At 50.4% G+C, this 24,124-nt stretch carries 29 protein-coding genes and 2 pseudogenes; 20 read left to right on the top strand and 11 right to left on the bottom strand.

What is annotated here, in order from left to right:
• Nucleotides 1-93: 93 nt before the first annotated feature.
• Nucleotides 94-480: a transcriptional regulator gene (locus JVX88_RS31815; protein ID WP_211622399.1), complete on the top strand. Its 387-nt coding sequence runs from the start codon at nt 94-96 to the stop codon at nt 478-480.
• A complete protein-coding gene (gene cas10d / locus JVX88_RS31810) occupies nt 480-1,694 on the top strand; it encodes a type I-D CRISPR-associated protein Cas10d/Csc3 (RefSeq protein WP_211622398.1) in 1,215 nt (404 codons plus the stop codon). Before JVX88_RS31815 ends, cas10d begins: the two co-directional genes overlap by 1 nt.
• Before the next feature lie 45 nt (nt 1,695-1,739).
• Here the strand turns inward: cas10d and dnaE are convergent, their stop codons facing one another.
• From dnaE to JVX88_RS31795, 3 genes are all read right to left on the bottom strand, one after another.
• Nucleotides 1,740-3,236: a DNA polymerase III subunit alpha gene (gene dnaE / locus JVX88_RS31805; RefSeq protein ID WP_317134516.1), complete on the bottom strand. Its 1,497-nt coding sequence runs from the start codon at nt 3,234-3,236 to the stop codon at nt 1,740-1,742.
• Nucleotides 3,237-3,255: 19 nt separating this feature from the next.
• Nucleotides 3,256-3,933 carry a two-component system response regulator RppA gene (gene rppA, locus JVX88_RS31800; RefSeq protein ID WP_211622397.1) on the bottom strand — a complete coding sequence of 226 codons (678 nt, stop codon included), beginning with the start codon at nt 3,931-3,933 and terminating at the stop codon, nt 3,256-3,258.
• Between the two features lie 293 nt (nt 3,934-4,226).
• Nucleotides 4,227-4,520: a hypothetical protein gene (locus tag JVX88_RS31795; protein ID WP_211622396.1), complete on the bottom strand. Its 294-nt coding sequence runs from the start codon at nt 4,518-4,520 to the stop codon at nt 4,227-4,229.
• Here JVX88_RS31795 and JVX88_RS31790 point away from each other — a divergent pair.
• Nucleotides 4,475-5,932: a response regulator gene (locus tag JVX88_RS31790; RefSeq protein WP_225931792.1), complete on the top strand. Its 1,458-nt coding sequence runs from the start codon at nt 4,475-4,477 to the stop codon at nt 5,930-5,932. The genes JVX88_RS31795 and JVX88_RS31790 overlap by 46 nt on opposite strands.
• 115 nt (nt 5,933-6,047) lie before the next feature.
• On the opposite strand, the gene rpsP is transcribed toward JVX88_RS31790, so the two are convergent.
• Entirely contained in the window at nt 6,048-6,299 is a 252-nt protein-coding gene (gene rpsP / locus JVX88_RS31785) for a 30S ribosomal protein S16 (protein WP_035999665.1), read from the bottom strand.
• 313 nt (nt 6,300-6,612) lie between these two features.
• Between rpsP and JVX88_RS31780 the strand changes: the two genes are divergently transcribed.
• From JVX88_RS31780 to JVX88_RS41340, 4 genes are all read left to right on the top strand, one after another.
• The gene (locus JVX88_RS31780) at nt 6,613-7,305 is read left to right on the top strand and encodes a hypothetical protein (RefSeq protein WP_211622394.1); all 693 of its coding nucleotides are present in this window, start codon (nt 6,613-6,615) and stop codon (nt 7,303-7,305) included.
• 107 nt (nt 7,306-7,412) lie between these two features.
• Nucleotides 7,413-8,543 carry an NHLP bacteriocin system secretion protein gene (locus JVX88_RS31775; RefSeq protein ID WP_211622393.1) on the top strand — a complete coding sequence of 377 codons (1,131 nt, stop codon included), beginning with the start codon at nt 7,413-7,415 and terminating at the stop codon, nt 8,541-8,543.
• A complete protein-coding gene (locus tag JVX88_RS31770; protein WP_211629113.1) occupies nt 8,507-9,421 on the top strand; it encodes a hypothetical protein in 915 nt (304 codons plus the stop codon). Before JVX88_RS31775 ends, JVX88_RS31770 begins: the two co-directional genes overlap by 37 nt.
• Before the next feature lie 43 nt (nt 9,422-9,464).
• A complete protein-coding gene (locus JVX88_RS41340) occupies nt 9,465-9,857 on the top strand; it encodes a dynamin family protein (protein WP_211622392.1) in 393 nt (130 codons plus the stop codon).
• A 51-nt stretch (nt 9,858-9,908) separates the two neighbouring features.
• Here the strand turns inward: JVX88_RS41340 and JVX88_RS31760 are convergent.
• Together JVX88_RS31760 and JVX88_RS31755 are read right to left on the bottom strand one after the other, a co-directional pair.
• A pseudogene (locus JVX88_RS31760) lies at nt 9,909-10,091 on the bottom strand (anti-sigma factor); the annotation flags it as partial.
• Between the two features lie 4 nt (nt 10,092-10,095).
• Nucleotides 10,096-11,256 carry a PP2C family protein-serine/threonine phosphatase gene (locus JVX88_RS31755; protein ID WP_263975339.1) on the bottom strand — a complete coding sequence of 387 codons (1,161 nt, stop codon included), beginning with the start codon at nt 11,254-11,256 and terminating at the stop codon, nt 10,096-10,098.
• On the opposite strand from JVX88_RS31755, the gene JVX88_RS31750 reads away from it, so the two are divergent.
• Together JVX88_RS31750 and JVX88_RS39645 are read left to right on the top strand one after the other, a co-directional pair.
• Nucleotides 11,203-11,916: a shikimate dehydrogenase gene (locus tag JVX88_RS31750; RefSeq protein ID WP_211628975.1), complete on the top strand. Its 714-nt coding sequence runs from the start codon at nt 11,203-11,205 to the stop codon at nt 11,914-11,916. The genes JVX88_RS31755 and JVX88_RS31750 overlap by 54 nt on opposite strands.
• A 114-nt stretch (nt 11,917-12,030) precedes the next feature.
• A pseudogene (locus tag JVX88_RS39645) lies at nt 12,031-12,426 on the top strand (DUF4079 domain-containing protein); the annotation flags it as partial.
• On the opposite strand, the gene JVX88_RS31745 reads toward JVX88_RS39645, so the two are convergent.
• From JVX88_RS31745 to JVX88_RS31735, 3 genes are all read right to left on the bottom strand, one after another.
• On the bottom strand, nt 12,316-13,599 hold the full coding sequence (locus tag JVX88_RS31745) for a hybrid sensor histidine kinase/response regulator (protein WP_317134678.1): 1,284 nt from the start codon (nt 13,597-13,599) through the stop codon (nt 12,316-12,318). The pseudogene JVX88_RS39645 and the gene JVX88_RS31745 sit on opposite strands and share 111 nt — an antisense overlap.
• Before the next feature lie 52 nt (nt 13,600-13,651).
• Entirely contained in the window at nt 13,652-14,131 is a 480-nt protein-coding gene (locus JVX88_RS43465) for an alcohol dehydrogenase catalytic domain-containing protein (RefSeq protein ID WP_211622390.1), read from the bottom strand.
• Nucleotides 14,132-14,405: 274 nt separating this feature from the next.
• Nucleotides 14,406-14,798: a hypothetical protein gene (locus JVX88_RS31735; protein WP_035996291.1), complete on the bottom strand. Its 393-nt coding sequence runs from the start codon at nt 14,796-14,798 to the stop codon at nt 14,406-14,408.
• 433 nt (nt 14,799-15,231) lie between these two features.
• On the opposite strand from JVX88_RS31735, the gene JVX88_RS31730 reads away from it, so the two are divergent.
• The 7 genes from JVX88_RS31730 (at nt 15,232) to JVX88_RS31700 (ending at nt 18,828) form a co-directional block, all read left to right on the top strand.
• On the top strand, nt 15,232-15,513 hold the full coding sequence (locus tag JVX88_RS31730) for a hypothetical protein (protein WP_211622389.1): 282 nt from the start codon (nt 15,232-15,234) through the stop codon (nt 15,511-15,513).
• A gap of 197 nt (nt 15,514-15,710) precedes the next feature.
• Nucleotides 15,711-16,562, top strand: coding sequence for an AraC family transcriptional regulator (locus tag JVX88_RS31725; RefSeq protein ID WP_211622388.1), 852 nt, complete (start codon nt 15,711-15,713; stop codon nt 16,560-16,562).
• Nucleotides 16,563-16,572: 10 nt separating this feature from the next.
• Complete coding sequence (locus JVX88_RS44605) at nt 16,573-16,782, top strand: hypothetical protein (protein WP_410503811.1); 210 nt, start codon at nt 16,573-16,575, stop codon at nt 16,780-16,782.
• A complete protein-coding gene (locus JVX88_RS31715) occupies nt 16,731-16,943 on the top strand; it encodes a filamentous hemagglutinin N-terminal domain-containing protein (RefSeq protein WP_211628974.1) in 213 nt (70 codons plus the stop codon). The genes JVX88_RS44605 and JVX88_RS31715 overlap by 52 nt, the downstream gene beginning before the upstream one ends.
• 144 nt (nt 16,944-17,087) lie before the next feature.
• Nucleotides 17,088-17,468 (top strand): hypothetical protein, encoded by a 381-nt coding sequence (locus JVX88_RS31710; RefSeq protein ID WP_211622386.1) that lies wholly within the window; start codon nt 17,088-17,090, stop codon nt 17,466-17,468.
• Nucleotides 17,469-17,554: 86 nt separating this feature from the next.
• On the top strand, nt 17,555-18,016 hold the full coding sequence (locus tag JVX88_RS31705; RefSeq protein ID WP_211622385.1) for a hypothetical protein: 462 nt from the start codon (nt 17,555-17,557) through the stop codon (nt 18,014-18,016).
• Entirely contained in the window at nt 18,013-18,828 is an 816-nt protein-coding gene (locus JVX88_RS31700) for a formylglycine-generating enzyme family protein (RefSeq protein WP_317134515.1), read from the top strand. Before JVX88_RS31705 ends, JVX88_RS31700 begins: the two co-directional genes overlap by 4 nt.
• Nucleotides 18,829-18,961: 133 nt before the next feature.
• Here the strand turns inward: JVX88_RS31700 and JVX88_RS31695 are convergent, their stop codons facing one another.
• Complete coding sequence (locus JVX88_RS31695; protein ID WP_211622384.1) at nt 18,962-19,162, bottom strand: hypothetical protein; 201 nt, start codon at nt 19,160-19,162, stop codon at nt 18,962-18,964.
• Nucleotides 19,163-19,453: 291 nt separating this feature from the next.
• Between JVX88_RS31695 and JVX88_RS31690 the strand changes: the two genes are divergently transcribed.
• A complete protein-coding gene (locus JVX88_RS31690) occupies nt 19,454-20,623 on the top strand; it encodes a GAF domain-containing protein (RefSeq protein WP_211622383.1) in 1,170 nt (389 codons plus the stop codon).
• An 857-nt stretch (nt 20,624-21,480) separates the two neighbouring features.
• Here JVX88_RS31690 and JVX88_RS31685 read toward each other — a convergent pair.
• Entirely contained in the window at nt 21,481-21,906 is a 426-nt protein-coding gene (locus JVX88_RS31685) for a hypothetical protein (protein WP_263975338.1), read from the bottom strand.
• Between JVX88_RS31685 and JVX88_RS31680 the strand changes: the two genes are divergently transcribed.
• From JVX88_RS31680 to JVX88_RS31670, 3 genes are all read left to right on the top strand, one after another.
• Nucleotides 21,866-22,276, top strand: coding sequence for a tetratricopeptide repeat protein (locus JVX88_RS31680; RefSeq protein WP_211622382.1), 411 nt, complete (start codon nt 21,866-21,868; stop codon nt 22,274-22,276). The two genes, JVX88_RS31685 and JVX88_RS31680, sit on opposite strands and share 41 nt — an antisense overlap.
• Nucleotides 22,277-22,365: 89 nt before the next feature.
• Nucleotides 22,366-22,953: a TIGR04376 family protein gene (locus tag JVX88_RS31675; RefSeq protein ID WP_211622381.1), complete on the top strand. Its 588-nt coding sequence runs from the start codon at nt 22,366-22,368 to the stop codon at nt 22,951-22,953.
• Nucleotides 22,954-23,605: 652 nt separating this feature from the next.
• Entirely contained in the window at nt 23,606-24,085 is a 480-nt protein-coding gene (locus tag JVX88_RS31670) for a hypothetical protein (protein ID WP_211622380.1), read from the top strand.
• Nucleotides 24,086-24,124 lie beyond the last annotated feature (39 nt).

Here is a 24,124-nt window from a genome sequence, read left to right as displayed (position 1 = left end):
CAAGTTTGGAAGCTTGTGAGGTGAAAATAACTTGACCTCTCGTTAAAAATCCTCAAAACTGTAATCAAATCTTTTCAAAATTTCTCAAAAGCTATGTTAGAGCTTTTTGAATCAATGGTTTACGAATTTGAGGATTTTCGCCTTGATGCAAAAAGCCACAAACTCTATCGCCGAAATACTGGTGAGATAGTGCCGCTTACGCCAAAGGCGGTCGAAGTCTTGCTGTATTTTGTGCGCAATGCCGGGCGTACGGTCGTAAAAGATGAGTTACTGGATGCCGTTTGGGGAGATGCAGTAGTCGAGGAATCAAACCTATCGCAGACGATCTTTGTTTTGAGGAAAGCTCTCGGCGAGAATACAAAAGACCCGCGATTTATCCTCACCGCACCGGGTCGCGGATACCAGTTCATTGCCAATGTAAAAGCCATTCATCCCGAGGACAACATCCTCGGCGAAAGCGTTGGTCGCTTGAGATGCTGATGCGTCAAGCGTACTGGGCTGTCCCTGCCGGTAAATTAGAGGATCAGAAACCAGTGTTTCTATACATCTTCTCAGCCTATGTTTATTCTCCCCAAATGGCGATTGCCGTTCGGCGATTAGTACAGGAATTTAAACGGGTTAGCCTCTGGGAAGTGCGAAAGCAGTGGCTAGAAGCAGGACTGGATTTGAAGGGCTTACAACACCTTCCTTGGCGTGATGCCGAAGAGGAAGCTAAAGCAGGACGATTCAGAGATGAATATTCCACAAAAGATTTGCCGTTTATGGCTATGACTTACACCACAACACGCGGCAAAACAATCACCGATGCCTGGGTCGAACCGGCATTTCTGACCCTGGCGCTACCGCTGCTTCTGGGTGTGAAGGTTGTCGCGACATCCAGCCCTGATCCGCTCTATGTCAGCGACCAGGAATTTCGAGAAACGGCCAAATTGGATGGCCCAGCAAGCTTCTGGAATTTGCTGGGGCTAGAGGAATCCTTAAGACTTCAGGCACTAGAACTGACGCTGAATCGATTACTCACTGCTTACAGTCTGCATTTAGAGAACCGTAGTTCACCTCCAGATGCGCGGTGGCAGGCACTGAGCGGCACAGTCAGGGATTTAGCAACTGATGTGTTGAATGTGTTTGCAATTGCCCAGGAAGGGTTACGTCGAGATAAGCGCGATCCTTCAAGGGAGGATGTTCATCGGATTTGGAGTTATGCCCATATATGGTCGAAAGGAGATAATAGAATGCAAGAAAAGCTGAAAATTACTCAACAATTGGTTGAAGAGTACCGCAAGTTTTATCAGGTCAGTCCAACTGAATCCAGTCACGCCATTTTGCTACCGCTTTCAAAAGCGCTGGAAGTGATCTTGACGGTGCCTGAACATATTGATTCGGAAGAATTGATTTTACAGGGATCTGGACAACTGAAGGATGCGTTAGATCGGAGAAAAGCATACAACCGTCCCCTGCTGTTGAATAAGTCAATTGATTACACCACTCAGGAGCTATCTGCGATTCATACGTTCATGACTACCTGTGTCAAAGAATTATTTGAGAAGCAGTACAAAGGCGATCGCGCTCTGCTTCAGGAAAATCGCAACCGGATTAAATCGGGCGCCGAATTTGCCTATCGTTGGTTAGCGTTACAGGAAAAACAGGCGCAGCAAGCCGCGCCTGAAAAAGCGGCTGATGGAGAAGCTGCTTAACTCGACTTCTTTGCATTTCATTCTTAAGGAGAACTTATGGCTATTCTAGAAACCCTCAAATCTGAATTTCACGCTGCTTTTCCTCGTTTGGCTTCGGGCCACTATGTTCGGGATCAGTTTCGCCATCCGGTCCGATTCGGCATAGGGAATATCTAGCACCCGCGCTACGTCTTTCAGCACTGCCTTTGAGGTCATACGGTTGTAAGTGATGATCTGCGCCACCCGGTCATTGCCGTACTTTTCGGTGACATACTGAATTACTTCCTCTCGCCGCTCGATGCAGAAGTCGGTGTCAATATCCGGCATCGACTTGCGCTCTGGATTCAAGAACCGCTCGAACAGCAACCCATGATGCACCGGGTCGATATTGGTGATGCGTAGGGCATAGGCTACCAGCGAACCCGCTGCCGAACCGCGCCCCGGACCGACCGGAATGCCGTTGTCTCTGGCGAACTTAATGTAGTCCCACACCACCAAAAAGTAGGCATCAAAGCCCATCTGATGCATCATTTCCAGCTCGTACTCCAGCCGTTCCCGGTAGCGGGGTTCTACGTCCTCGTAGGACTGAAGATTAAAGCGCTCGATTAAGCCCTGCCGCGTTACGGCCTCCAGATAGCTGGACAGAGTGTATCCCTCCGGCACCGGATAATCGGGAATGCGCGGTTCACCCAGAATCTGGTACGGCTCCACCTTTTCAGCCACGGCCAGCGTGTTGGCAATTGCTTCCTGGATCACGTCGTCGCTCAGGTGGTCGCGGAACAACCAGCCCATTTCTTCGGCAGACTTGAGGTATTCGGTGCCGCTATAGCGCAGGCGTTTGTCTTCGGTAATCAGCTTGCCGGTCTGGATGCAGAGCAAGGCATCGTGGGCTTCTACGTCGTAACAGGAAATGTAGTGGGAATCGTTGGTGCAAATAATCTGGATGTCTAGCTCTCTGGCGATCCGCACTAGCTCCACGTTGACGATGCGGTCTTCTTGGGAGCCGTGGTCTTGCAGTTCGATGTAGTAGTCTTTGCCGAACAAATCCTTATACCACTGGGCCACCCGGCGGGCGATTTCCGGCTTACCCTGCATGATCGCCTGCGGTACTTCTCCGGCCAGGCAACCGCTGGTGACAATCAAGCCGTCATGGTACTGCTCGAGCAGCTCTTTGTTGATGCAGGGCCGCGAAAAAATCCCTTTGCCCTGGACGCCTTGCAGATGGGAAATCGTGGTCAGCTTCACCAGGTTCTTGTAGCCCTGGGTATTCTTAGCCAGCACGATCTGATGGTAGCGGGGTCGGCGCTCTTGCTTGGTGATGTCGCCATTGATGATGTACATTTCGTTGCCGATGATCGGCTTGACGCCTTTGGCCTCACATACCTTTAGCAGCTCGATTGCCCCATACATGACGCCATGATCCGTCAGGGCAATGGCCGGCATCCCCAGTTCCACAGCCCGATCGATAAATAGACAGGTTACAGGGATGGCAATAATGACGGTTCCCCGGACGCGGATGGGAAGAGTTTGCCAGTATTTGTGCAGTTGCCGTAGGTCAGGCATGGTGATCAATCAAGCATTGTTAGGGAGCAGGAGGTTCTAAGCGATAGCCTATGCCATAAACGGTCTCAATCCAAGTATCAATTCCGATTTCACGCAGGCGTTGCCGCAATCGCTTGATGCGGCTGGCGACGGCGTTACTTTCCGGTTCTGCTTCCCATTCCCATAGGGCCTGCTCAATCTGGTCATGAGTCAAGATTTGGCACGGATGCCGCATCATATATTCCAGGAGCTGGAAATCGCGGCTCGCTAGCTTTAGACTGTCGCTGCCTCGGGTCAGACGCATCGTATCGAGCTGCAGCGATAGATCTGCAACTTGCAGGGTATCACCACACCAATGGGGCGAACGCCGCCGCAAAGCCCGAACCCGCGCCAGTAATTCCACAATATCTACGGGTTTGACTAAGTAATCATCGGCTCCGGCATCTAATCCCATTACTTTGTCGGCAGTTGTATCTTTTGCAGTCAGCATGAGAATCGGTGCTGTTTTACCAGCCTGGCGATAGTGTTGACAAAGGACAATGCCATCTTCACCCGGCAACATCCAATCTAGAATCAGCAGATCATAGTCCTTTTCGCTAATCAACCACTGAGCGGTTGTCCCATCTTCAACGGCATCCACAATATGACCAGAGCGGGTGAGGGCTGCATAAAGGGGTTCTGATTGCTCAGGATCATCTTCCACCAGTAGAATCCGCATACAAAACCTGTATCGCTTGCTAGTCTGTCATTTTAATTTTGAACGAATCTACAGCCTTTTTCAGGCTAGTGAAGTATGAAAACGGGGTGCAGGGGCACTGTCCCTGCGTGGGAGCGAAGCCCCCAACCCCCATACCTCACATGAGTAAAAAACGCTGTATGTCTTAAAGCTAGGGCAATAAAACGTACGGAAAGAGGACAGAGCAACGCTCTACCCTCTCAAGATCTGGTATGTTGTTAACCACTAAATAGAATAGAAATAAATTCATCTTAAGGGAACACAAGAACGAAACGTTAGAGGATGGATGAATCGCCATCAAGGGGCTGTGCCCAGGACTGGTCGGTCGATTGGAGAAAACTGCGAGGACCACCCGGTTGCCCAGCCCAAGGCGGCGGACCAGCAAATTCATCCCCTTGCCAGCCTCTTGGACCACCCGGTCTTCCTGCCCAAGGCGGCGGGCCGCTGAAATCACCGTTCTCTGTGCCGTCTCTGAAGTTGCCGTCTCTGAAGTTGCCATCTCTCCGTCGATTTCGGGGTTGGGCTGGCTGAGCTATACGATCCGCTGCTGCACCTGCTGCGCAATGCATTTGACCACGGCATTGAGTCTCCTGAGATTCGGTGTGCCCAAGGCAAACCAGCGGTGGGACGGATTGAAATCCAGGCCAACCAACATGGAAATCAAACCGTGATCGAAGTGAAGGATGATGGGCAGGGTATCGATCTACAGCGCGTAGTTCAGCGCGCAATTGAGTTGCAGTTGATTACGGCTGAGCAAGCTAGCACGATTCCTGAGTCTCAGTTGTTAGACTTACTATTCCAGCCCGGATTCTCAACTGCGTCTCAGGTGAGTGATCTTTCTGGTCGTGGCATTGGTTTAAATGTCGTTAAAAATCAGTTGCAGACAATCAACGGTTCAGTCACGATTAGTACATCTCGGCAACAGGGAACCACCTTTACACTCAAAATTCCGCTTTCATTAACCACAACTAAGCTACTAGTGTGCCAAGCTCAGGGACTTGCCTATGCGCTGCCAGTTGAGCGAGTCGAACAAATCATTGTTCCCAATCCGAGTCAAATTAGCGTGATTGGAGGTGAGCAGTTGGTGATGCACTGGCAACGGGAAGCGGAGCTGATGGTACCGCTATATTCCCTATCTGAATTAGTTCATTATTCTGAAAATAGTTTTCAACTTTATACTCAAACCCATTCCAAATTCTTATCTGCGACCTCTGTGCAGCCGAAAAAAACCGATCGATTCGAAATGTCTCCTGTTCTGTTGCTGCAAACCATCTATGGCTACAGGGGCTTGATGGTAGACCGGGTGCTGGGAGAGCAAGAGTTGGTCATCCGCTCATTCGGATCGGCCATTGCACCTCCTCCCTATGTGTATGGCTGCTGCATTTTGAGCAACAGCCGCTCGGCTCTAGCCATCGATGTTGAAGTCTTGATGCAGCTCACTACCGAGGTAGAATCTCTACCAGAATATGCGCTGCCTGCTGGAGTCTCAGCCGTTTCCCGATATTCGCTGGCCTTAACCTCAGGAAGGCGGGTGTTTGCTGAGGTGAACCAAGCGCCATCCCTGCAGCCAGCTCGTTCGGCAACGATTTTGATTGTGGATGATTCGCTCACTCTCCGACATGACTTGATTCGGCTGTTTCAACAGGTCGGGTACACCATTCATCAAGCTGAGAATGGGCTAGAGGCACTAGCGCTGCTGCGGCAACAGCCTGGCATTAATCTGGTAATTTGTGATCTGGAAATGCCACGCCTCAACGGATTTGAATTCCTCAGCCAGGTTCAACAAGATCCAGCATTGGCACCCATTCCTGTCGTGGTTCTGACCTCCCGCAATAGTGCCAAGCACCGTCAGCTTGCGCTCACCCTAGGTGCAAACCGAACTAGGACTCGCATCGTGCGGGGAGACATTTCGCAGTCAATCCGCAGAGAATCTGGTGAGTCAAGGAAAGGCTGCACTAGGAAGCGAACCAATCCTTCGTAGTCTGGGGCCGTTGTAGATGGTTGGGAGGACAAGGAGACGTTCAAATCAGGCACTGTTTGTAGTGGAGTGATCTAACCAACCCTGTGGGCGGATGATGGATGGGCGATTGGGGCTACTAGGCGCGAGCTTTTGGCTTGAGAATATCTGCCTTTTCCAGCAGACGACGTACTGTATCGGTGGGCTGGGCACCTTGCTCTAGCCGCTTAACGATGGCTTCCGTATTCAGTTTCACTTCATCTGTTCTGGGATTATAGAACCCCAACTCTTCTAGCGGGCGACCATCTCGACGAGAATCGTTATTCATCGCCACAATCCGATAGCTGGCCTCAAATTTTTTGCCGAACCGCTTCAATCGCAGTTTGATCATGCCTGAAAATGGTGCTCCTGTGAAAACTACAAAAAAACTAAAAATGTCGTGGGCTAGTCAAGTGAAGATGGCTATCGAAATCGCCAAACCGACCCACAGTCTTCCAATTTTAAGACCTAAAGGCTAACAATAGCCACTCCGTCAAAACCCAGAGATTTTGACCTTTCAAATCATAGCGCAGAAAAAACCTGGATTGGCAGCGGTTTTGCTGCTGTTTTTATTTATGGAACGCAACAATGCATCTAAATGCACAGTGAATTTTGCAATTCTACCGATAGGATCAAAGCGGAGTCTGTACGTTACTTGTGGGCCTATGGTTTTAGATCAGCCGCTGAACCCCAATCCGGTAAATGCTAGAAGAACGGATGTCTTTGATCTTTACAATTTCAAATTCTATGCCGGACCCAACCCCTATCTAGAGTATGGTGCCTTAGTTTTTGATTTTGCCCTGACGGGTTATGAAGCTCCCCTCCCCATCGAGGATTACCTGATCGCGATTGGAAAACGCTATCCCCAACTCGCATCGGTGACGTGCGACTCTTACGCTGACCTGTTTGGCCGCACGCTAATCGAGGTCGGCAAGCTGGATATGGATTTGCATTTCGAACACTACAGCCTCACCCCAGGAAATAAATCCACCCGCATCGCCATTGAAGCGATTCACGAGTCTACCAGCTACAGCGTCGCCTATGCGGTTTGGGACTGGCTAGAGTCGATCACGCAAGACCTGCCCTATAGGTTGGATGATCAGATCGAACGGCTGCAGCGCCGGTTTCGGCGATCGGTGTATGGTGGACCAACCATTTATGCCTTGCTCCGGTCTGCCCATCGGCTTGGGATTCCGGCCTTTTACCTGGCGGATGAGGGCTATAGCAACGGTCAACCTCTGGATAACCAGAAAGAATATGAAGATGAATTAGACCCGATTGTGATAGAACATTTAGCATTAGCCGGTGCCAGATTTGATTGGCTGCTGCAAAATGTCAATCACGCCGACCAGTTTTGAAACGGCAACTGACTGCACTGGCTGCCGTTTACCTTTTACTGAGGTCATGAGTATGAATTTTATCCTGAACGTTTACGCTTAACATTATTTGAACTTGGAGCGATAAGATGCAAGGACAACAACGTCGCACGTTTCGGCAAAAATCATTAGAGCGACTCTCCTCCCCGGAGCAACTCGATCAACTCATGCAGGTGACTAGTCCCAAGAGTTGGTTGATTCTATCCTGTATGGGATGCCTAGTCGGTGCAGCGCTGCTGTGGAGCATTGTTGGTCGTCTGCCGGTAACGGTGACAGGACGAGGAGTGCTGATCCGCCCTGGGCGGGTCGTCAACTTGCAAGCCCCTGGAACAGGTGAGTTGATCAGCTTGGATGTGCAGGTGGGGGACTATGTGCGTAAGGGACAGATGTTAGGCACGATTGCTCAACCTGAGTTGGAGAAGCAGTTGCAACAGCAGCGCACCAAGTTAGCAGAGTTGCAAAACCAAACGGAAAATGCCAAATTGCTGCAATCGCAGCGTACCCGTTCAGAGCTTGAGGCGATCACCCAACAGCGACAGAATTTGCAGCAGCGGATTGAGGCAGCGACAACATTCACTACGGTTCTCCAATCGAGGGGCATCGAGTCATTGCAACAGCGACGGCAAAACCTGGAACAGCAGTTAAAACAAGCGCAAACCCTGGTACCAGTTCTGCAAAATCGGCTGAAGCGGCGACAGGAACTACTGGAGGCTGGGGCGCTTTCGGGGGATGCCCTCTTAGATGCCCAGCAGGTTTATCTGGACAGTGTGCGACAGGTGGCGGATCTGGCAGACCAATTGAAAGAACTAGATGTGAGAGAGGTGGAAACAAAAAAAAATTATCAGGAGAATTTAACTAATATCGCCGATCTAAAAACTCAATTACAGGCGCTAGATAGTCAGGAACGTAAATTAGCAGAACAGAATTTAGAAGCTTTGACTAATCGCGGTAATCAAATTCAGGAAGTGAAACGGACTATCGCACAACTGGAAGTTCAGCTTGCTAACAATGGCCAGATCACTAGCCCCTATAGCGGTCGGATTATCGAATTGACTGCAACAGTAGGGCAACTTTTCAGTTCATCCGCCATTAGACTAGGCTCGATCGAGGTAGAAGATCAAACTAGCCAGTTGGTAGCACTGACCTACTTTCCAGTGCGGGATGGCAAACAAGTGCAACCCAAGTGTTATCGCTGCTGGCAATCGCTGAGCAACGACTAGCTGCATCTAATACAACAGATCAAGTCTCCGCCAGTCAGGATGGTGAGCGATTAATTCAGTCCCTTGCTGGAGCTAAACGGCACCTGGCAGAATGGCTACAGGCGGATGCCAAACTGCAAGAACAGAGGGTGCAGGTATGGTTTGATCAATTGGAGAGGAATCTCCAACGTATTCTTGAGCATCATTTAACAGGGACAAGCATGAATGCAGCCTCCCTCACCACTGAATTGCGTCAGGCGATTGAGGCTTGGAAACAGCAGGCGTTAATGCCCCTCAGACAATGGCCCAGCCAACGGCAAGAACAGGCTCTGCAATCCCTCGAAGGAATGAACTGGCAACGGATTCATGAATTAGTTGGTGAAGCCTTTTATCCTGACCAGTTGATTGCCATTTTTAAGCGAGAAAATCCATTGATTGTGGATTACTTGCATTTAGATCACCTGCCGAAGCAAAATCCCATGCTTCTAGATTCCATTCTTCTAGCCGAGCCCCTTTTGTTGGGTCTTGGTACTGCTGTGACGACGGCTATCGTGACTAGCTTAGCTGGAGTGCCGCCCCTTGCCGTAGCCCTTGCCGGTCTCGCTGCTGGAGCCGGGATGTCGGTGTATCGGGATCAACAGCGACGCAGCCAAATCATGCGAGAACTAAACTCAAAAATGCATCAAGCGATCCACGACGAGCATCGAAAATTTTCGAGAGTAATACAGAACTATGCTGCAAAAACAGAGAGTGGCCTGAGGGAAACACTGGACCAACTTACAGCAAAACTGTTGAAAGTGGCTAGTTCTCCCAGTTCCTATCCCGCTTGCAATGAGCATCAACGAGTGACAGAACTACAGCAGATGGTCATGAACCAAATCCAATTACTCTCGCAATAAATCCTATCCAGACTACCCTGAATTCACTGAAAGGAGATAACTCATGGAATGGAGTGAAGAATTTAAGCAAGCGTTTGATAATTTTAAAACTGAAGCAAGAACTGCCCTTGAGCAATTGATAGCAATTTCGGAACAACTGAAATTGGAGACGGTTGCTGCTGATCTAAACACGGCTAAACTGCGTCTATCTGAAGATGCCTTCGTCCTGATGCTGATGGGGATTTTTAACAGCGGCAAATCCACCATACTGAATGCCCTCCTAGGTAAGCCATTGGTAGAGATTCCGGACTTGATGGATGGAAAAGCGCCGATGCCAATGGGAAAACTTCCGACAACAGCAGTGTTGACCAGTATCAAGTATGGGACAGACCCTAGCGTATATGCCTGGAACTTCGAAGGCAAGTGCATTGATGACTGGAACTTCCAAAATTTCTAGATACAGATCCCGATCCTTCAGCTCTAGGCGAATCAGCACTGGTAAGTTGGGCTGATCCTTATGAGCATGCCGCACCACATTGGAGTAAGCCTCGACCAGCGCTAAGCGTAACCGATTAGCCTGACGCGACCAGTCAACCTGGTCAGGCAGCGCCACCTGAAGAGAACCCAGCAGCCAGTTTTCGACCACCGTCAGAAATTGCAAATCGCTCGGAACATGTAGCTCAGTTCGCATCAATTTACAAAACCTCCAATGAAAGAATGGTTTGGTCGTCTTCCTGCACCTGGGTTTTCATTTGAATCACTGAGAGTAAATCCTTAAGGTTTAACCCGCCGCGTTGCTGAGAAATCAATTGCCAAAGCCCAGCTTGCTGTAGCATTGTGCGGGCTTGCGTGGAGGACTCTAAAGCTGCCTCGGTGATGCCATCGCTGGTCAGCAATAGCACATCGCCTGACTGAAGCGTGAGTTGACCCGCTGCCGCTTTCCAAACGGGTAAGATTCCCAACGGTACGCCTCGCGTCTTCAGGTAGGTTGGTTCAACGCTGACTACCCCAACTGTTTGCCGTTCCTTTTCTAGCTGACGCTGTGACCATACCAACGGATAGATATGGCCAGCATTGGCGTAAATCAATTCTCTAGTAGTGGGTGTGTAGCGAGCCAATATCAGAGTAATAAAGCAATTGCTGTTGACCAAATTATCTGAGAGACTGTGATTCAAGTTTTGCATCACGATGTTGGGAGCCGGAGAGGTTTCCTGGGCCAATTCCCGCCGCAGCAGCGAAATTGCACTGGCCATAAACAAAGCGGCTGGGACCCCCTTGCCGGAGACATCCCCCACTGCTAGCCAAATATCTCCCTGAGGATGCACATAGATTTCAAAAAAATCCCCGCCGATTTCACGAGCCGGAAAACAATACGCCTGAATTTTTACTGTTTCTAGATCGGGAAAGGTCTGCCGCAGCAAGTTGGTTTGGATCTGACGGGCAACCGCCAATTCGGCCCGCATTTGTTCGGTTTGGGCTTGGATGCGCTGATACAGTTTGGCCTGGGAAATGGCTAAAGCCGCCTGCTCGGCCACGCTCTCGATCAACCGGATTTCTTCCTCGGCCCAAACGGTTGAACCTTGCTTGTGCAGTACCAAAACAGCCACAGGCTCCTGCTGACAGATTAAGGGCACAATTAACTGAGTGTAGGGAGATGGCTCCACAATCGACAGCAGTTGAGACTGGCAAGTTTGAGTCAGCGTCATTAAGAGCGCCGAATCGGGTTCAGGAACGCCGAGAGCCGCCGCAGATGAGCCTATCTGATCGAGTGGCTTAGAGTCATCTAGAATCTCAAGCAGGCCATTCAGGGTTTCGAGGCGATTGGGCTGCAGGGCTTCAGCGTCACGATTCCCCACAAACAGGCGATTATGCCCCTTTTAAGCGAAGTGTCGCCCGTGGCCCAGGCCATCGGAGCTGTGAATACCGTTTGGCGAACTGAACAAGGCTGGTCTGGTACCAATACGGACGTAGAAGGATTTTTGGCTCCCCTACGGCGAATGCAGCGCGACTGGAGTCAATCCACGGCAGTGATTCTGGGCAATGGCGGCGCAGCGCGGGCAGTAGTTGCGGGTTGTGCGGATTTGGGCTGTCGGCAGATCCAGGTCGTGGGACGCAATTCTGAGAAGTTACAGGGATTTCTGCAAAGCTGGCAACGCTCTCCGATAGCGGATCTCCTTTCAGTTCACGCTTGGGAAAGCTTACCCAAACTGCTGCCAGCAGCGGCGCTGCTGGTGAATACCACCCCTATCGGCATGCATCCTCAGGAGCAGGCAACTCCCCTAACAGCGTCAGAAATCCAGACTCTAGCAGCCGGAACGATTGCCTACGATTTGATCTACACACCGCGCCCAACCCTTTTTCTCCAGCAGGCTCAGCAGCAGGGAGCGATAGCACTGGATGGCCTAGAAATGCTAGTGCAGCAGGGAGCCACCGCTCTCCAACTTTGGCTACAGCAGCCAGCTCCAGTGGATGTGATGCGTCAGTCTTTATTGGATTATTTGGATCGCAAATTTTAAGCAATATAACTTAATATTTATTTAAGACTTGTAGTCAGCCCAACTGAACTGGGCAAATGGCTATGTTAATTTTTTGAAGATTTGAAGATCCTCACCCTAGAGACGCAGAACACCATGAACCCTGAGATTCTAGAGACCATTAAGGTTTGGAGCCAATTTGCTCACCCAATTTTGATGTGGGTCCTGTTGATTATGACCCTCTACGCTGGCTATTTAGGTTTTCAAATTCGCCGCACCCGCGATGCCCAAGGAGAGCAAAAGAAAGCGTTGATCAAAGGTCGGTTTAATATCCGCCATTATCAGCTCGGCTCGATTCTGCTAGCCCTGATGGTCGTGGGGTCGATCGGCGCAATGGGAGCAACCTACATCAACAGCGGCAAGCTGTTTGTTAATCCGCATCTAATTATCGGGTTGAGTATGACTGGGTTGATTGCCACGTCGGCGGCCTTGTCGCCCTACATGCAAAAGGGGCACGAGTGGGCACGCTACAGCCACATTACGCTCAATCTCGTGTTGGTCATGCTGTTCGCTTGGCAGGCGGTCACCGGAATGCAGATTGTGCAAAACATCATCAACCGGATGGGAGCTTAGGTTTCGTTGCGGTGCTTGTTTCATGCCGCTCAATTGCTGCTCTTGGTCTCGAATTCGCCGGACCGCATCACAGCCATTCAGCACCGGCATCCGCATGTCCATAAAGACGAGATGGGGCTGCCAAGCTTGCCACTGCGTCAGAGCCTCTTGTCCATTTTCGGCGGACCGCAGTTCCAGACCCGGCAGGTTGAGCAGCTTCAGCAGCAGTAAGCGACTGGCCGGATGATCTTCTACAATCAAAATTCGACGGGTGGGCTGATGGGAAGCAAGACCAACGATCGTTCCTTTGTGATCCACCGGCTGAGCTGCCAGCGAACATTGAATTAACTGGCTTTCTGTCAAATCCGCCTGAATACAGAACGAGAACTGGCTGCCTTGGTTGAGCTGACTTTGAACCGAGATTTCTCCCCCTAATGCCTGAATATACTTTTGACTAATCGCCAATCCCAGACCCGTGCCTTCCAGCGATTGCAGCCCGGTTTGGGTTTGGTGAAAGGGTTGAAACAACCGTGCCAAGTCCTCGAGGGCCATACCCGGTCCCGTATCTACAACATCAAACTGGATCTGGCAAACCGTTTTGGTAGGTAACTGATCTGAGATTGCCTGCACTCGTAGCGTCACCCTGCCCTGCTGCGTGAACTTAATGGCGTTGTTTAGAAGATTGATCAAAACCTGCCGCAGTTTACCTTGATCGGTTCTGATAATTTGCGGCAAGTCTGGATCGTATTCAAACACAAGCTGAAGTCCTTTCGCTCCAGCTTTGAAGCGAAACATGTCCTCCAAACCATCCAGCAGGTGATGGAGATTGAAAATCTCGGTATGGCAACTGAGCCGTCCGGCCTCAATCTTAGACATTTCTAGAACATCGTTGATCAGGGTCAATAAGTGCTCTCCGCTGCTGCTGATAGTTTGCAAATCGCGCTGATGTTCGACGGTCAGGGTTTTATCGCGGCTGAGGAGCTGGGTCAATCCTAAAATCACATTCAGAGGGGTGCGCAGTTCATGACTCATATTGGCTAGAAATTCGCTTTTAGCTTGGTTCGCAGCATCCGCCGCTTTTTTGGCTGCTTCCAATGCGGCATTGGCCTGCATCAGCTCAGCTGTGCGTTCCTCTACTCGAATTTCCAGCATGGCTTCGGCCTGTTTACGTTGGGCAATCTGCTGCTGCAATTCCCGGTTCACAAGCTCCAACTGCATCGGACTTTTGAGCGACAGAAATTGGGGCAAGAGTTCCACCAACCGCAAAGCAGTGTAGCAGGAGACTAAAGCCGTCATCGCTCGTTCTGCGCCAGAAACCCAATAGGCCGGATACCAAAGCGTCCAAATATCGAGCAAATGCCCGGTGCCGCAGAGCACAATGAACGCTGTTGGCCACAACCCGATCCCCAACCCGCCACTCGGTCACTCCCTCTCCAACGGCGACGATCTGTCCGGCAGCTTCATGCCCAAACAGAGTAGGTGGCTTCAACATACGGGCATGGCCTCCCCGTCGCCATACTTTCAAATCCGTACCGCAAGTCGTGGCAATATTGACTCGGATCACAACCTCTCCTGCGGCTGGTGTAGGCGCTTCTACCTCCTCTAAACGCAAATCTTCCTGACCGTACAATAACGCTGCTAGCACACTGACCGTTCCTTTGATTTCAGACCTCCCTGATTTTATCGCTGTGTGGGGATCAATCGTTGGGTGTGGTTTCAACCTGATGGTTCTAAGTACCTCGGCATAATTAAAAACCAGATTCAAAACCCTGCACGGGCGGCGCAGCGGGCGGCGCAGGGTTTTGGGTTTTATGTTTAATTATGCTCACTTACTTAAACCAATCGCCAATAAACCGCCAATAAAAAACAGGGCGATCCACCCTGTTCAATTTAGATTCCAATTCTAATCAGCAGTGAGCCTACAGACCTGTGCCGATGCCGTAGGTTTCCTTCATGCTTTCGTACCAGGCTGCCGAGTCGGGGCTGGTGCCGGTAGCACCAAACTCATCCGTAACCGGCGTTCCAGCTTCTACGCCTTCGCCAGGAATTCCGTACTCACCCCGGATGGCTTCAGCCCAGACCGCAACTTCGGTGCCGGTAGTAATGCCTTGAGCATCGGTGATGGGGGTTTCGGTGGGTAGGCCATACTGCTCGTTGATCGCCTCCAACCATGCTGCCGCATTCGGTGAGGTTCCCGTAGCCCCAAACTCATCGGTGATGGGTGTATTCTGAGCCATTGCTGGCAGACCAGCCGCTGCCACCACTGCACCAGCTCCCAACATCACAAAAGCCAATTGAATTCTAGAGCGCATTAGTTATGTTCCTCCAAAAAGTTGTCGTCCAGACTGAGCAATCTAGTCATGGATTAAATGCTGCTGAGGAGTGACCGCTCAGATCAGCGCTAGCCTATTTAGTAAACTAGCCAATTAGTCAGCAAACTACGGTAGATTTACTAAATTTGCTTCCTACAGTGTATAAATCGTTATCGCAATCCCATCCTGCGGTTAATCCGTATTCGGGTCAAGCAAGATTATAGTGACTAAAAAAGGAAAAATCAAAACCTGAGGCTGAATTGCGTAATGGTAGAGAAAAGCACAGTTGGCTAGCTGCGGCGACTATAGAGCAGGTAGGGCGTTCGCGGTTAGATTTTCTCTTTAAGCCGACGGCTTGGGCTACATCAACAAGCCTCCACAGCCAGCATCCCGATCAAATCGAGTTGTCTGCCCTCAGGTCCTGTTTGATGTTATGGATCGCAAGCGTACTCGTAATACTAAAGGCCATGATACCGTCTCAAAGACGAATGCCGAATTCAAATGGGGCATTGATGACTCCCACGAACTCGAAACCTGGGGACCAGGAATTCAGTTGAGGCAGGAGGAGTTTTATTTAACTCAGTTTCTTGACTATCCGCAGCGGTTACCGCTTGTTTGGCGGGTTATATCGCAACTGGTTCCGTTAGTTCCGTTAGCACTGTTCAAAAATTCAGGTCGAATTGTGCGGTTGCAAATGGGAAGCTACAAATCATGACGCAACCAAAATTATCACGTTGACTCATGGGTCCAGATGGATTTTGCGGATGAGCGTTACTATCCACCCGGAACGCAGTTCAAAGACTAATCCGGGTGATGGTGAGCAGTCGTGGGATGTAACAGCATTGTTGCCTTTAAATAAACACGAGAACGATACAATAAGTCAACAATTGCTCAGTCAGAACATCGATTGCTATGCAAGTAAGTTTTTCAGCTAACGATATTCATGAACTATTTGCAGAATGGAATGCTTCAACCGATCAGGCTTCCTCTCAGAATTTAAATGAACAGGTAATTCAATTTCCTGACCGCATTTGTGATGGTTGGATGCAGCGGTTGAGGTTATGCCCTGGCTTGGAAATGGTAATTCAAAACTGCCAGTTTCACGATCCACTTGCATTAGAAATTCAGGAAACAGGAAATATCTCGCTGCTGCGGCTTGGGTTCGGCATTAGAGGACAAACGCATGGTGTGGTAGCAGAGCAGGGCCAGGAAATTCAATTTCGCACGGGACATTTTTGTGTCGGCTTTGCTTCCCATGCCGATCGAGGCACGATCGAGTACGCACGGGGGCAACAAACGCTACTAGCGACCTACATTGACCTAGAGATGTTGAATACCTTGATTGGATCGCAGCTCGAACACCTGCCCAGAGAACTTTGGCAGATCCTAGACGGCCAGTTCCTCCCGCTCTATCTGCAAACCGGAGCTATGCCGGCGGCAATGAAACTGGCGGCTCAGCAGGTTTTACATTGCCCGTATCAGGGTTGGACCAAACAGCTCTATCTAGAAAGCAAAGCGATTGAGCTATTGGCGCTATCGTTTGATCAACTCACGGATACTAGCTCGCCGGCATCTGCAAAGAACATGCTCAAGCCTACAGAACTGGAGCGCATTCACCAGGCGAGTCAGATCTTGCTCAGCAATCTGGAACAGCCTCCGTCGCTGCTTCAGTTGGCTCGGTTAGTAGGACTGAATGATTACAAGCTCAAGGTAGGCTTCCGACAAGTCTTTGGCACAACAGTATTTGGCTATCTCTATCAATGAGAGTTCGCGAGTGCGACGGGCGGTGGTACGGGGACGTGCAGCAGATTTAATTGAGGGCGGCGCAGCGAGAGGGCAAAACTTGTTCCATAGCTTTCAGGAGTTTAGCATCCAAGAAGGCGATGCGGCGTATTTTGCGAATCCTACCAACATTTTGCGAATCCTACCAACATTGAGAATATCTTTGGCCGTATTACAGGGGATAGCCCATCGAATATTTTAGGAATATTAGGCGTTGATGGCACGGCAAATCTATTCTTAATGAACCCAAACGGAATTCTGTTTGGCCCAAATGCCCGATTAGATGTGCAGGGTTCGTTTGTGGGAACAACAGCGAATGCGATCCAGTTTGGTGAGTTGGGATACTTTAGTGCCATGCCCTGAACCAACGTAATTTCACTAGTGGCATCAATACAGAAGTTAGCAGTCGAAATGCTACAGGAGATGCAGGGAATATTCAGATTACGGGCGGGCGTTTACGGGTGAGTAATCGAGGTACTATCACTAGCGGCACATCTGGACAAGGCGATGCTGGAGAAATTTCGATTCGGATGCGAGATCGCATTACTTTATCACGAGGAACTATTAGTAGTCAGGTTTCTGCGGGCGGAACAGGTGACAGTAATGATATTCGGATTTAAACAGGAGATTTATACATCACAGAAGGTGGAGCAATTGTTGCAGCCGTATTTCGTCCATCTAGAGATCTGCAAGGGAACTTACTGCCAGCCGGACGGGGACGAGGTGGCAACATCACGGTCAGAGCCTCAGACTCAATCCAGATTGCTGGAATCAGTCCAGAAGGCTTTTCTAGCGGCATTTATACCACAACTGGGCGAGAAGCCCAAGGACGAGCCGGAAATATTGTCCTCAGTGCAGACGACTTTCAAATCTCCGATGCTGGCTTAGTCATCGCTGGTTCTTTCAACGATAGCCCTGCTGGAAACATCACGATTAATGCCAGTACCCTCAGAGCAGTTGATGGAGGGCAAATTGTGACAAATGCTCGTCGAGGTGGCAATGCTGGGAGCATTAGGCTCACTGTTGCTGATAATATTCGTATTTCTGGTAACTACCCGACTTTTGATGCTCGGCTTGAGCGAATCAATCGATATATTCGCAGTAATCCCTTTGAACAACAATCAGATGCGTTGTGGAGTAGGGAAACTGCCAGTGGTTTGTTTGCCAGCACTACGTCTCAATCACAAGCTAGAGGTGGCAACATCGAAGTCAACACCGCCAACTTAGACTTAAGCAATGGATCTCGCATCTCGGCTCAGAGTCAAGGGAGTGGACAGGCCGGAGACATCCGTCTTAACGTCACCGATCAACTCACCGCCATCGCTTTGAGTTTGAAACGGCCAAGATCGAACCACGTTCTGAGCCGCCCTCTCAGTCCCGATCTAAAGCCCGACCTCAAAAACGTCCCCAAAGCAGTGCTGCGTCAGAGTGGGTGATTACCAAATCTCCTGGCTATGGCTGGCAGCGCGTTGAAGACTTGGGCAGTGGGGTGCAACTGGAGCTGGTGGAAATCTTGGGCGGGAGCTTCCAGATGGGATCGCCAAAGGATGAGCCAGAGCGAGATGAAGATGAAGATCCACAACATCAGGTGACGCTGACAGACTTTTTGATTGGCAAGTATCCCGTGACGCAGGCACAGTGGCGAGCAGTGGCTGCTCTGCCGCCAGTGAATCAGGAACTTGATCCCGATCCCTCGAGGTTCAAAGGAGAGCATCGCCCAGTTGAGCAAGTCAGTTGGCATGATGCAGTAGAGTTTTGTGCCCGATTGTCGGTGAAGACGGGGCGGCAGTATGATTTACCCACCGAAGCAGAGTGGGAATATGCTTGTCGGGCTGGCACCACAACCCCGTTCTATTTTGGTGAAATGATCACCACTGACCTAGCGAACTACGACGGAAACTACACCTACAACAAGGGTCCAGAAGGAATCTATAGAAATGAAACCACTCCGATCGCCAGTTTTCCTGCTAATGCCTGGGGATTGTATGACATGCACGGCAACGTGTGGGAATGGTGTGCTGATCACTGGCATAACAGCTATGCTGACAAACCAGCAGAATTGAAACAAAATGGCAACCTTCCGTGGCGATCGGATGATGACGATGTAAGCCGGTCGTTGCGGGGTGGTTCCTGGATCAACGATCCGAGGAATTGCCGTTCTGCGTTTCGCGGCCACGGTCGTCCGGGCGGGCGCAACTACAGCTCTGGTTTTCGGGTTGTCTGTCGTGCTGCGAGGACTCCGGGGTAGCCCTTTGTACTATAGTACTTTTGCACTATGCACTTTCTGCTTTTCTCTTCCCTCTGGCGCGAAGCGCCTCGAAATTTTTTCACGGTTTTAGGCACGATTGCCAGTTCAATCTCTCAAAGCTTAATCCCCATTCCTAATCCTCATCGATTTCATCTAACCGATGGCGCTCGATCGTTTCCTGTTGATCCTCGGCGGCCAACCAATCCTCTACCGCTTCATTCATCAGCTTATTTAAGCTTGTCTCTCTGACACCTGCAATCCGCCTCAAGAGGCTGTAAACCTCCTGAGGCAATATCACTCTGACTTCCTTCTGATCCGGTCTTTTCGGTGCCATCACTCACTTGTCTTGAGGGACAAATTATTTTCTCATGGGCGAAGTCGATAGTTAGGCATTGTCTAACTTGCCTAATTGCCTAACTTACTTAAGTTTTGAGTTAGGTCCTGAATTGTGAGTGCAAAACGCTGGTCAGCTACCAAACTGAACACCTGTATAGAGATGGGCTAGCGAAGTCAGTCCAGGAGTCAGTCCAAAGGTTCTACAAAACTCAAAAGTTTCTGTATAGAGATGGACTAATTGCGTCAGTCTAAAGGACTTGCAAAATCCAAGAATTAAACTTTTACTGTTATGACAATGGTTCCTGAACTGCAATCAAGTTCGCTGACTGAAGCCATTTTTGTGGGAGATGGCGAGATGGCAACTTTGATGCGATCGTATAATTGGGCAAACACTTCCCTGGGTTTGGTCGAAAACTGGCCGCAGAGCCTGAAGACTCTCGTAAGCACAATCCTTGTATCTCGCTTTCCCCAAGCCATTTACTGGGGAGAGGACTACATCCAGTTTTACAACGATGCCCTAATTCCCATATATGGAGCTTATCACCCCCATGCCGTGGGACAACCCCTCCCCGAGACGTGGCCAGAAGTGTGGGATGACCAGTTTTCGTCGATGTGTGAGGGTGTCAGAAACACGGGTGAAGCCTTTTTTGTGAAAGATCAACCTCAGCTCGTCTTGCGCTTTGGCTACCTGGAGGAAGCCTATTTCACCTACTGCTATAGCCCTGCTTGCGATGAGACGGGTAAGAGCAGGGGGATATTCGCTACCATCACTGAAACCACCCAGCAAGTGATTAGTCAACGTCGCTTGACGATGCTGCGAGAGTTGGCGACGGCGGTAAGTGGGGCAAAAACGCTACAGTCCGCCTGTCTCGCCGCTGCTGATACACTTAACCCCTATGATATTCCCTTTGCCTTGTTCTATCGGGTCAATTCCCAAGGCAACCTGGCAGAGCTGGTGGCTGACCGTGGACTGACCTCAGACAGTGCCGCTACACCTTCAACGATAGCGCTGATTCCGGAGTCTGACACGAACGATTCAACGGAGCAGTCGCGGGGCTGGTTACTGGCTAAAGTGCTGCAAAGCCGTGAACCGCAACTGATAACCGATGTGGTCGATCGCTTCGGCGCGTTGCCGGGAGGACCATGGCCTGAAAGCTCCCACTCTGCCTTAATTCTCCCAATCCTATCGGGCAACAAGGAACAGGTGGAATGTTTGCTGATTGTCGGAATCAGTCCCAGACTTGAGTTCAATCCCGAATACCGCTCATTTCTAGAACTGGTGGCGCAGCAGGTTGAAAGTTCCATTGCAACGGCTCGCAGCTATGAGGAGGAGCGTAAACGGACTGAGGCACTGGCAGAACTCGACCACGCCAAAACCCTCTTCTTTAGCAACGTATCTCACGAATTCCGCACGCCGCTGACTCTGATAAACGGTCTTGCTGCTCAGCTTGGGAAATAGTTGCGACGGGTACGGTTTGATATAGCTGCGGACGCGCGACAGAGCTTCCACCACTCGCTTTAAGACTCATTGGATTTCAAAAGCTCCTTAAATAGTGATTGCATTTAGACCTGCCCAAGGAGCCGCCTCATCAGATCGCTCCGCTGCGCACAAACTGAGAGCTAGAGAGTAATTCTCCAAGTGATTCTCAGCTTGATTCTCAGCGAGCACTCTTTGGTGAAGGCTCCACCAGAACGACTGCCCAGGGTCAACCGGCTAGTTTCTAACTTAGAATGTTTCGGGATCCTACACGGCGTTTGTTAAAAAATGTGTAGCCTTCCCACCAGCCTTACAGAGCAGATCATAGAAGATTACGGGGCAGAAGCTGAGAGTCGGTATAAGTTTTGTTACTTTCTCAAGGGATCTTGACATAGAGGGAGAGTTGATCAGGGGGAGCCAGGAGTCGAGAGCCAGGAGTCAGGAGTCAACGTTTCTTTGGTTTGTCTTGGGGTTAGGGCTGTTGTCCAGTCTGGTGAGCGGTTTGGGCCAATTTCAGTAGATCGCAAATTGGTTTTGCTGCATTTCTGGCGCACCTACGGACAGCAAGCTAATTGAGCAAATCATCATAATGCAGTTGAGTAACCCGCGTAGGCGGGTTTAGTCTGTGTAGGCGCGGCTTTAGCCGCCAGCATCCAGAATTTTGTCAGTCAATCAGCTAACAACCCAACTCCAATAACCTAACTACTTTACTGAAGTCTTATGAGCAGACTAGAGATCAGGTGCAGTGCAATTAGAATATGCTTGCTCTGCCAACCTGCAATTGATTCACTGACTTCCAAACCTCCTGATTCCTGACTTCTGACTTCTGACTCCTAAATTCAAGTCAACAAACTCAACTGAACAAACCCATCCGCCTGCTTTTTACGCTTGCGCTTTGATTGCCGCCTTGGCGTTGGCTGAGGTTTGATTTCCACGTGAGCCACAAACCAGGTGCGCAACATTTTCGCAGCCTGCAGGTCTAGCTGGTCTAGATCAATCGCTGTCGGAAACAGGTCTAGATGGGGTGAGAGCGCCCAGCCAATTTCGCTGGAAAACCGCTCGCTGCCAAAGGGCACTAGGGAGTCTGGTAAGCGGGCAATGTAGGGCAGGATGTTCTGCTGCTGGCGGAAGCTCTGCCGCTGTTGCTCTAGCTGCTTAACGCGACGCTGTCGGGCTTGCCGGTAGTTCAAGATCGGGGCTGGATAATTCGATACGCGGGGCGGGGTGCCAAGTAGTTCTGGTGGTAAATCGGCGACTTCGGGCACCCAGCGTTTAATAAATTGGCCCTCTGGATCGCAGCAAGAAATTATTCCCGGAACCCATACCGAAGCCTACAAACCCAAAATCTACTTCCGTACTGGCCATATCTACGAAAAACTCGGCAAGCTTGCTTCAGCGATTCGGTTCTATCGGATGACTATTAAAATCTCGCCGTCTGATTCAGAACTACAGCTCGCTTGCTACCGACGCCTGACGGTTTGTTTGCAAGCAGAATTAGACCAGGAACGAGAACGAGCCGCTCAACTAGAAGCCACCAATCGCTGGATGCAGACCAGCAAATTCTGGAAGCTGCGCTCAGTGGTGGTGGGGGTAAAAGCAAAGTTGCAGGGCCGCGATCCATCTCCCTCCCTTTAGGCAGTCGCAATTCTAGAAGTGCCTGTTAGGATGCTTGTTAGGATGACCAAATATTGGACCAAATATTAACGGTAACAGGAGTACCTGCAATGGGATTGTTTGAAGACCTCAGCTCTTTTCTAGAGATGCGTTTGGAAGAATTTCTCAGAAACAACCCGCATCTGGAATTGCAGGCACTCGAAGAGAACTTGCGCGAGCAAGAAGAGGAAACAATTAAGCTCCTGGGCGATCTGCGGCTGCGGGAAAAGCGGCTGCAAGATGAGATCTTGGCGACAGCGCAAGAAATTCAACGCTGGCATGTCCGGATCGAAAAGGCTAAGAACGCCCAGCGCTTTGATTTGGTCAAACCCGCCGAAGAGCGGGAAGCAGCTCTGTTGCGGCAGGGCAATCAGCTTTGGGGCCAAATGGAAGTCCTGAAGCAGCGGATTCAGCAAACTATCGAATTGCAGAAACAAATTCAGACCCGCCGCCAGGAGGTGCGAACCAAAGTGGCCGAGGCGCAGGCCAATCGCTTTAACTATCAGGCAGCTGCCAATCCGGTAGAGCAACAGTGGCAAACCAGCGGCTGGAACCAGACCTTTAGAGCCTCTAGTGCGGCAGACCCGCTAGAGCAAGCCTTTAGAAAGTGGGAAACCGATGAAGAGCTGGAAGAACTAAAGCGGCAAATGAACCGCTAACTTGAACTAAGCTTAATGCTGCGGCTACTCCCCAAACATACCAGGACAGTAACTTGAGCTTGAATAATTCCTTGGTTCGAGCTACGATGACGGCACAATTCCAATCTGGGGGAGAAAAAGCCAATCAGTTTCACTTGATTAGGTCACTCCACATAAACGCCATCAGAGATTAACAGAGTTCTCCACAGAATTACCCTAGTTTTCCACAGGGTAAGAGGAGTTTTCCACAGACTTTCGGCTAGTTTTCCACAGGTAGAGGTGAGTTGGGGAAAGTTGAGGAAAACTGTGCAGAATTCACTGAGTCACAACAACGGGTACCGTATAGGGTCGCCTGGAAAGATCCCCATCAAGCCCCTGAACAGACCCATTCGCGGTAGCGCGGCGTCACAACTGCGATGGTGGGAGAGGATCGAGATCAAGCCAGAGCTCACATTTGATCCGCTCAATCCATTTAGGCGGGCTATCAATATTCAACCGCTCACTACTTGTGGATGGATTCCGAATCCAAAAGCTAGACTTATCTGCGAACTCGGCAAAGCTGCGTGGGACTTTTCGCCATTGAGTGAGTTCAATCAAGAGTGCGTGGATCACTGTCACTCAAGTTTAGCACAAGATCACTAGTGTAATCGTTCCGATGGCTGAGCCTTGACTCATGACGCAGGTAGCTATCGACATACTGCGAGTATCCAAGGACGGCATGTATGTTGTGTACTGCATCGTAACGCTCATCACAGTCGCTGTGGTGCTGTTTGGCTACTGGGCACGCGACGTGTCGAAGGGCCAGCACCTGCCGTTTACAAGACATGGAGCTAGCGCGAAGGATATTGCAGCGACTCGCTTGTACTCGCAGACACTCATCTTTACTGGCATTATTCTATGTATAGTGTGGATGCTGTTCACTGGTCTGTCCATATATATAGAGTATCTTGCGTGGACATCGCACGATGTACGCCTTGCGTATCAGCAAGCGCGTGCTGAAGGAAGACTCCGAAGCGGTGGCAGCCATGTCGATGGGGGGCGTATTCGGATCGTTTCTGGCCCGCTTTCAGTTGCCGGACTTGTCGGTCCGATCTGGTCGGTACGGTGGGCGTGGAAGGCTTACTTGCATGTCCGTGCGCTCTCGTGCCGATGAGCCGGTCACTCCGGAGGGCGCGACCATCGCTACGACGAG

Source organism: Leptolyngbya sp. 7M (assembly GCF_018128485.1).
The sequence above is the reverse complement of the archived record's forward strand: the minus strand, read 5'-3'. Positions and strand labels throughout refer to the sequence as shown.

Coding starts and splice junctions, on each gene's coding strand:
- JVX88_RS41340 (WP_211622392.1), top strand. CDS start 9,465: ATGGAATGGAGTGAAGAATTTAAGCAAGCGTTTGATAATTTTAAAACT.
- JVX88_RS31780 (WP_211622394.1), top strand. CDS start 6,613: ATGGTTTTAGATCAGCCGCTGAACCCCAATCCGGTAAATGCTAGAAGA.
- JVX88_RS31690 (WP_211622383.1), top strand. CDS start 19,454: ATGACAATGGTTCCTGAACTGCAATCAAGTTCGCTGACTGAAGCCATT.
- rppA (WP_211622397.1), bottom strand. CDS start 3,933: ATGCGGATTCTACTGGTGGAAGATGATCCTGAGCAATCAGAACCCCTT.
- rpsP (WP_035999665.1), bottom strand. CDS start 6,299: ATGATCAAACTGCGATTGAAGCGGTTCGGCAAAAAATTTGAGGCCAGC.
- JVX88_RS31775 (WP_211622393.1), top strand. CDS start 7,413: ATGCAAGGACAACAACGTCGCACGTTTCGGCAAAAATCATTAGAGCGA.
- JVX88_RS31815 (WP_211622399.1), top strand. CDS start 94: ATGTTAGAGCTTTTTGAATCAATGGTTTACGAATTTGAGGATTTTCGC.
- JVX88_RS31735 (WP_035996291.1), bottom strand. CDS start 14,798: ATGCGCTCTAGAATTCAATTGGCTTTTGTGATGTTGGGAGCTGGTGCA.
- JVX88_RS31695 (WP_211622384.1), bottom strand. CDS start 19,162: ATGGCACCGAAAAGACCGGATCAGAAGGAAGTCAGAGTGATATTGCCT.
- JVX88_RS31795 (WP_211622396.1), bottom strand. CDS start 4,520: ATGCATTGCGCAGCAGGTGCAGCAGCGGATCGTATAGCTCAGCCAGCC.
- JVX88_RS31745 (WP_317134678.1), bottom strand. CDS start 13,599: ATGCAGGCCAATGCCGCATTGGAAGCAGCCAAAAAAGCGGCGGATGCT.
- JVX88_RS31710 (WP_211622386.1), top strand. CDS start 17,088: ATGCTGGAGAAATTTCGATTCGGATGCGAGATCGCATTACTTTATCAC.
- JVX88_RS31670 (WP_211622380.1), top strand. CDS start 23,606: ATGACGCAGGTAGCTATCGACATACTGCGAGTATCCAAGGACGGCATG.
- JVX88_RS31725 (WP_211622388.1), top strand. CDS start 15,711: ATGCAAGTAAGTTTTTCAGCTAACGATATTCATGAACTATTTGCAGAA.
- JVX88_RS31675 (WP_211622381.1), top strand. CDS start 22,366: ATGGGATTGTTTGAAGACCTCAGCTCTTTTCTAGAGATGCGTTTGGAA.
- dnaE (WP_317134516.1), bottom strand. CDS start 3,236: ATGCCTGACCTACGGCAACTGCACAAATACTGGCAAACTCTTCCCATC.
- cas10d (WP_211622398.1), top strand. CDS start 480: ATGCGTCAAGCGTACTGGGCTGTCCCTGCCGGTAAATTAGAGGATCAG.
- JVX88_RS31730 (WP_211622389.1), top strand. CDS start 15,232: ATGGATCGCAAGCGTACTCGTAATACTAAAGGCCATGATACCGTCTCA.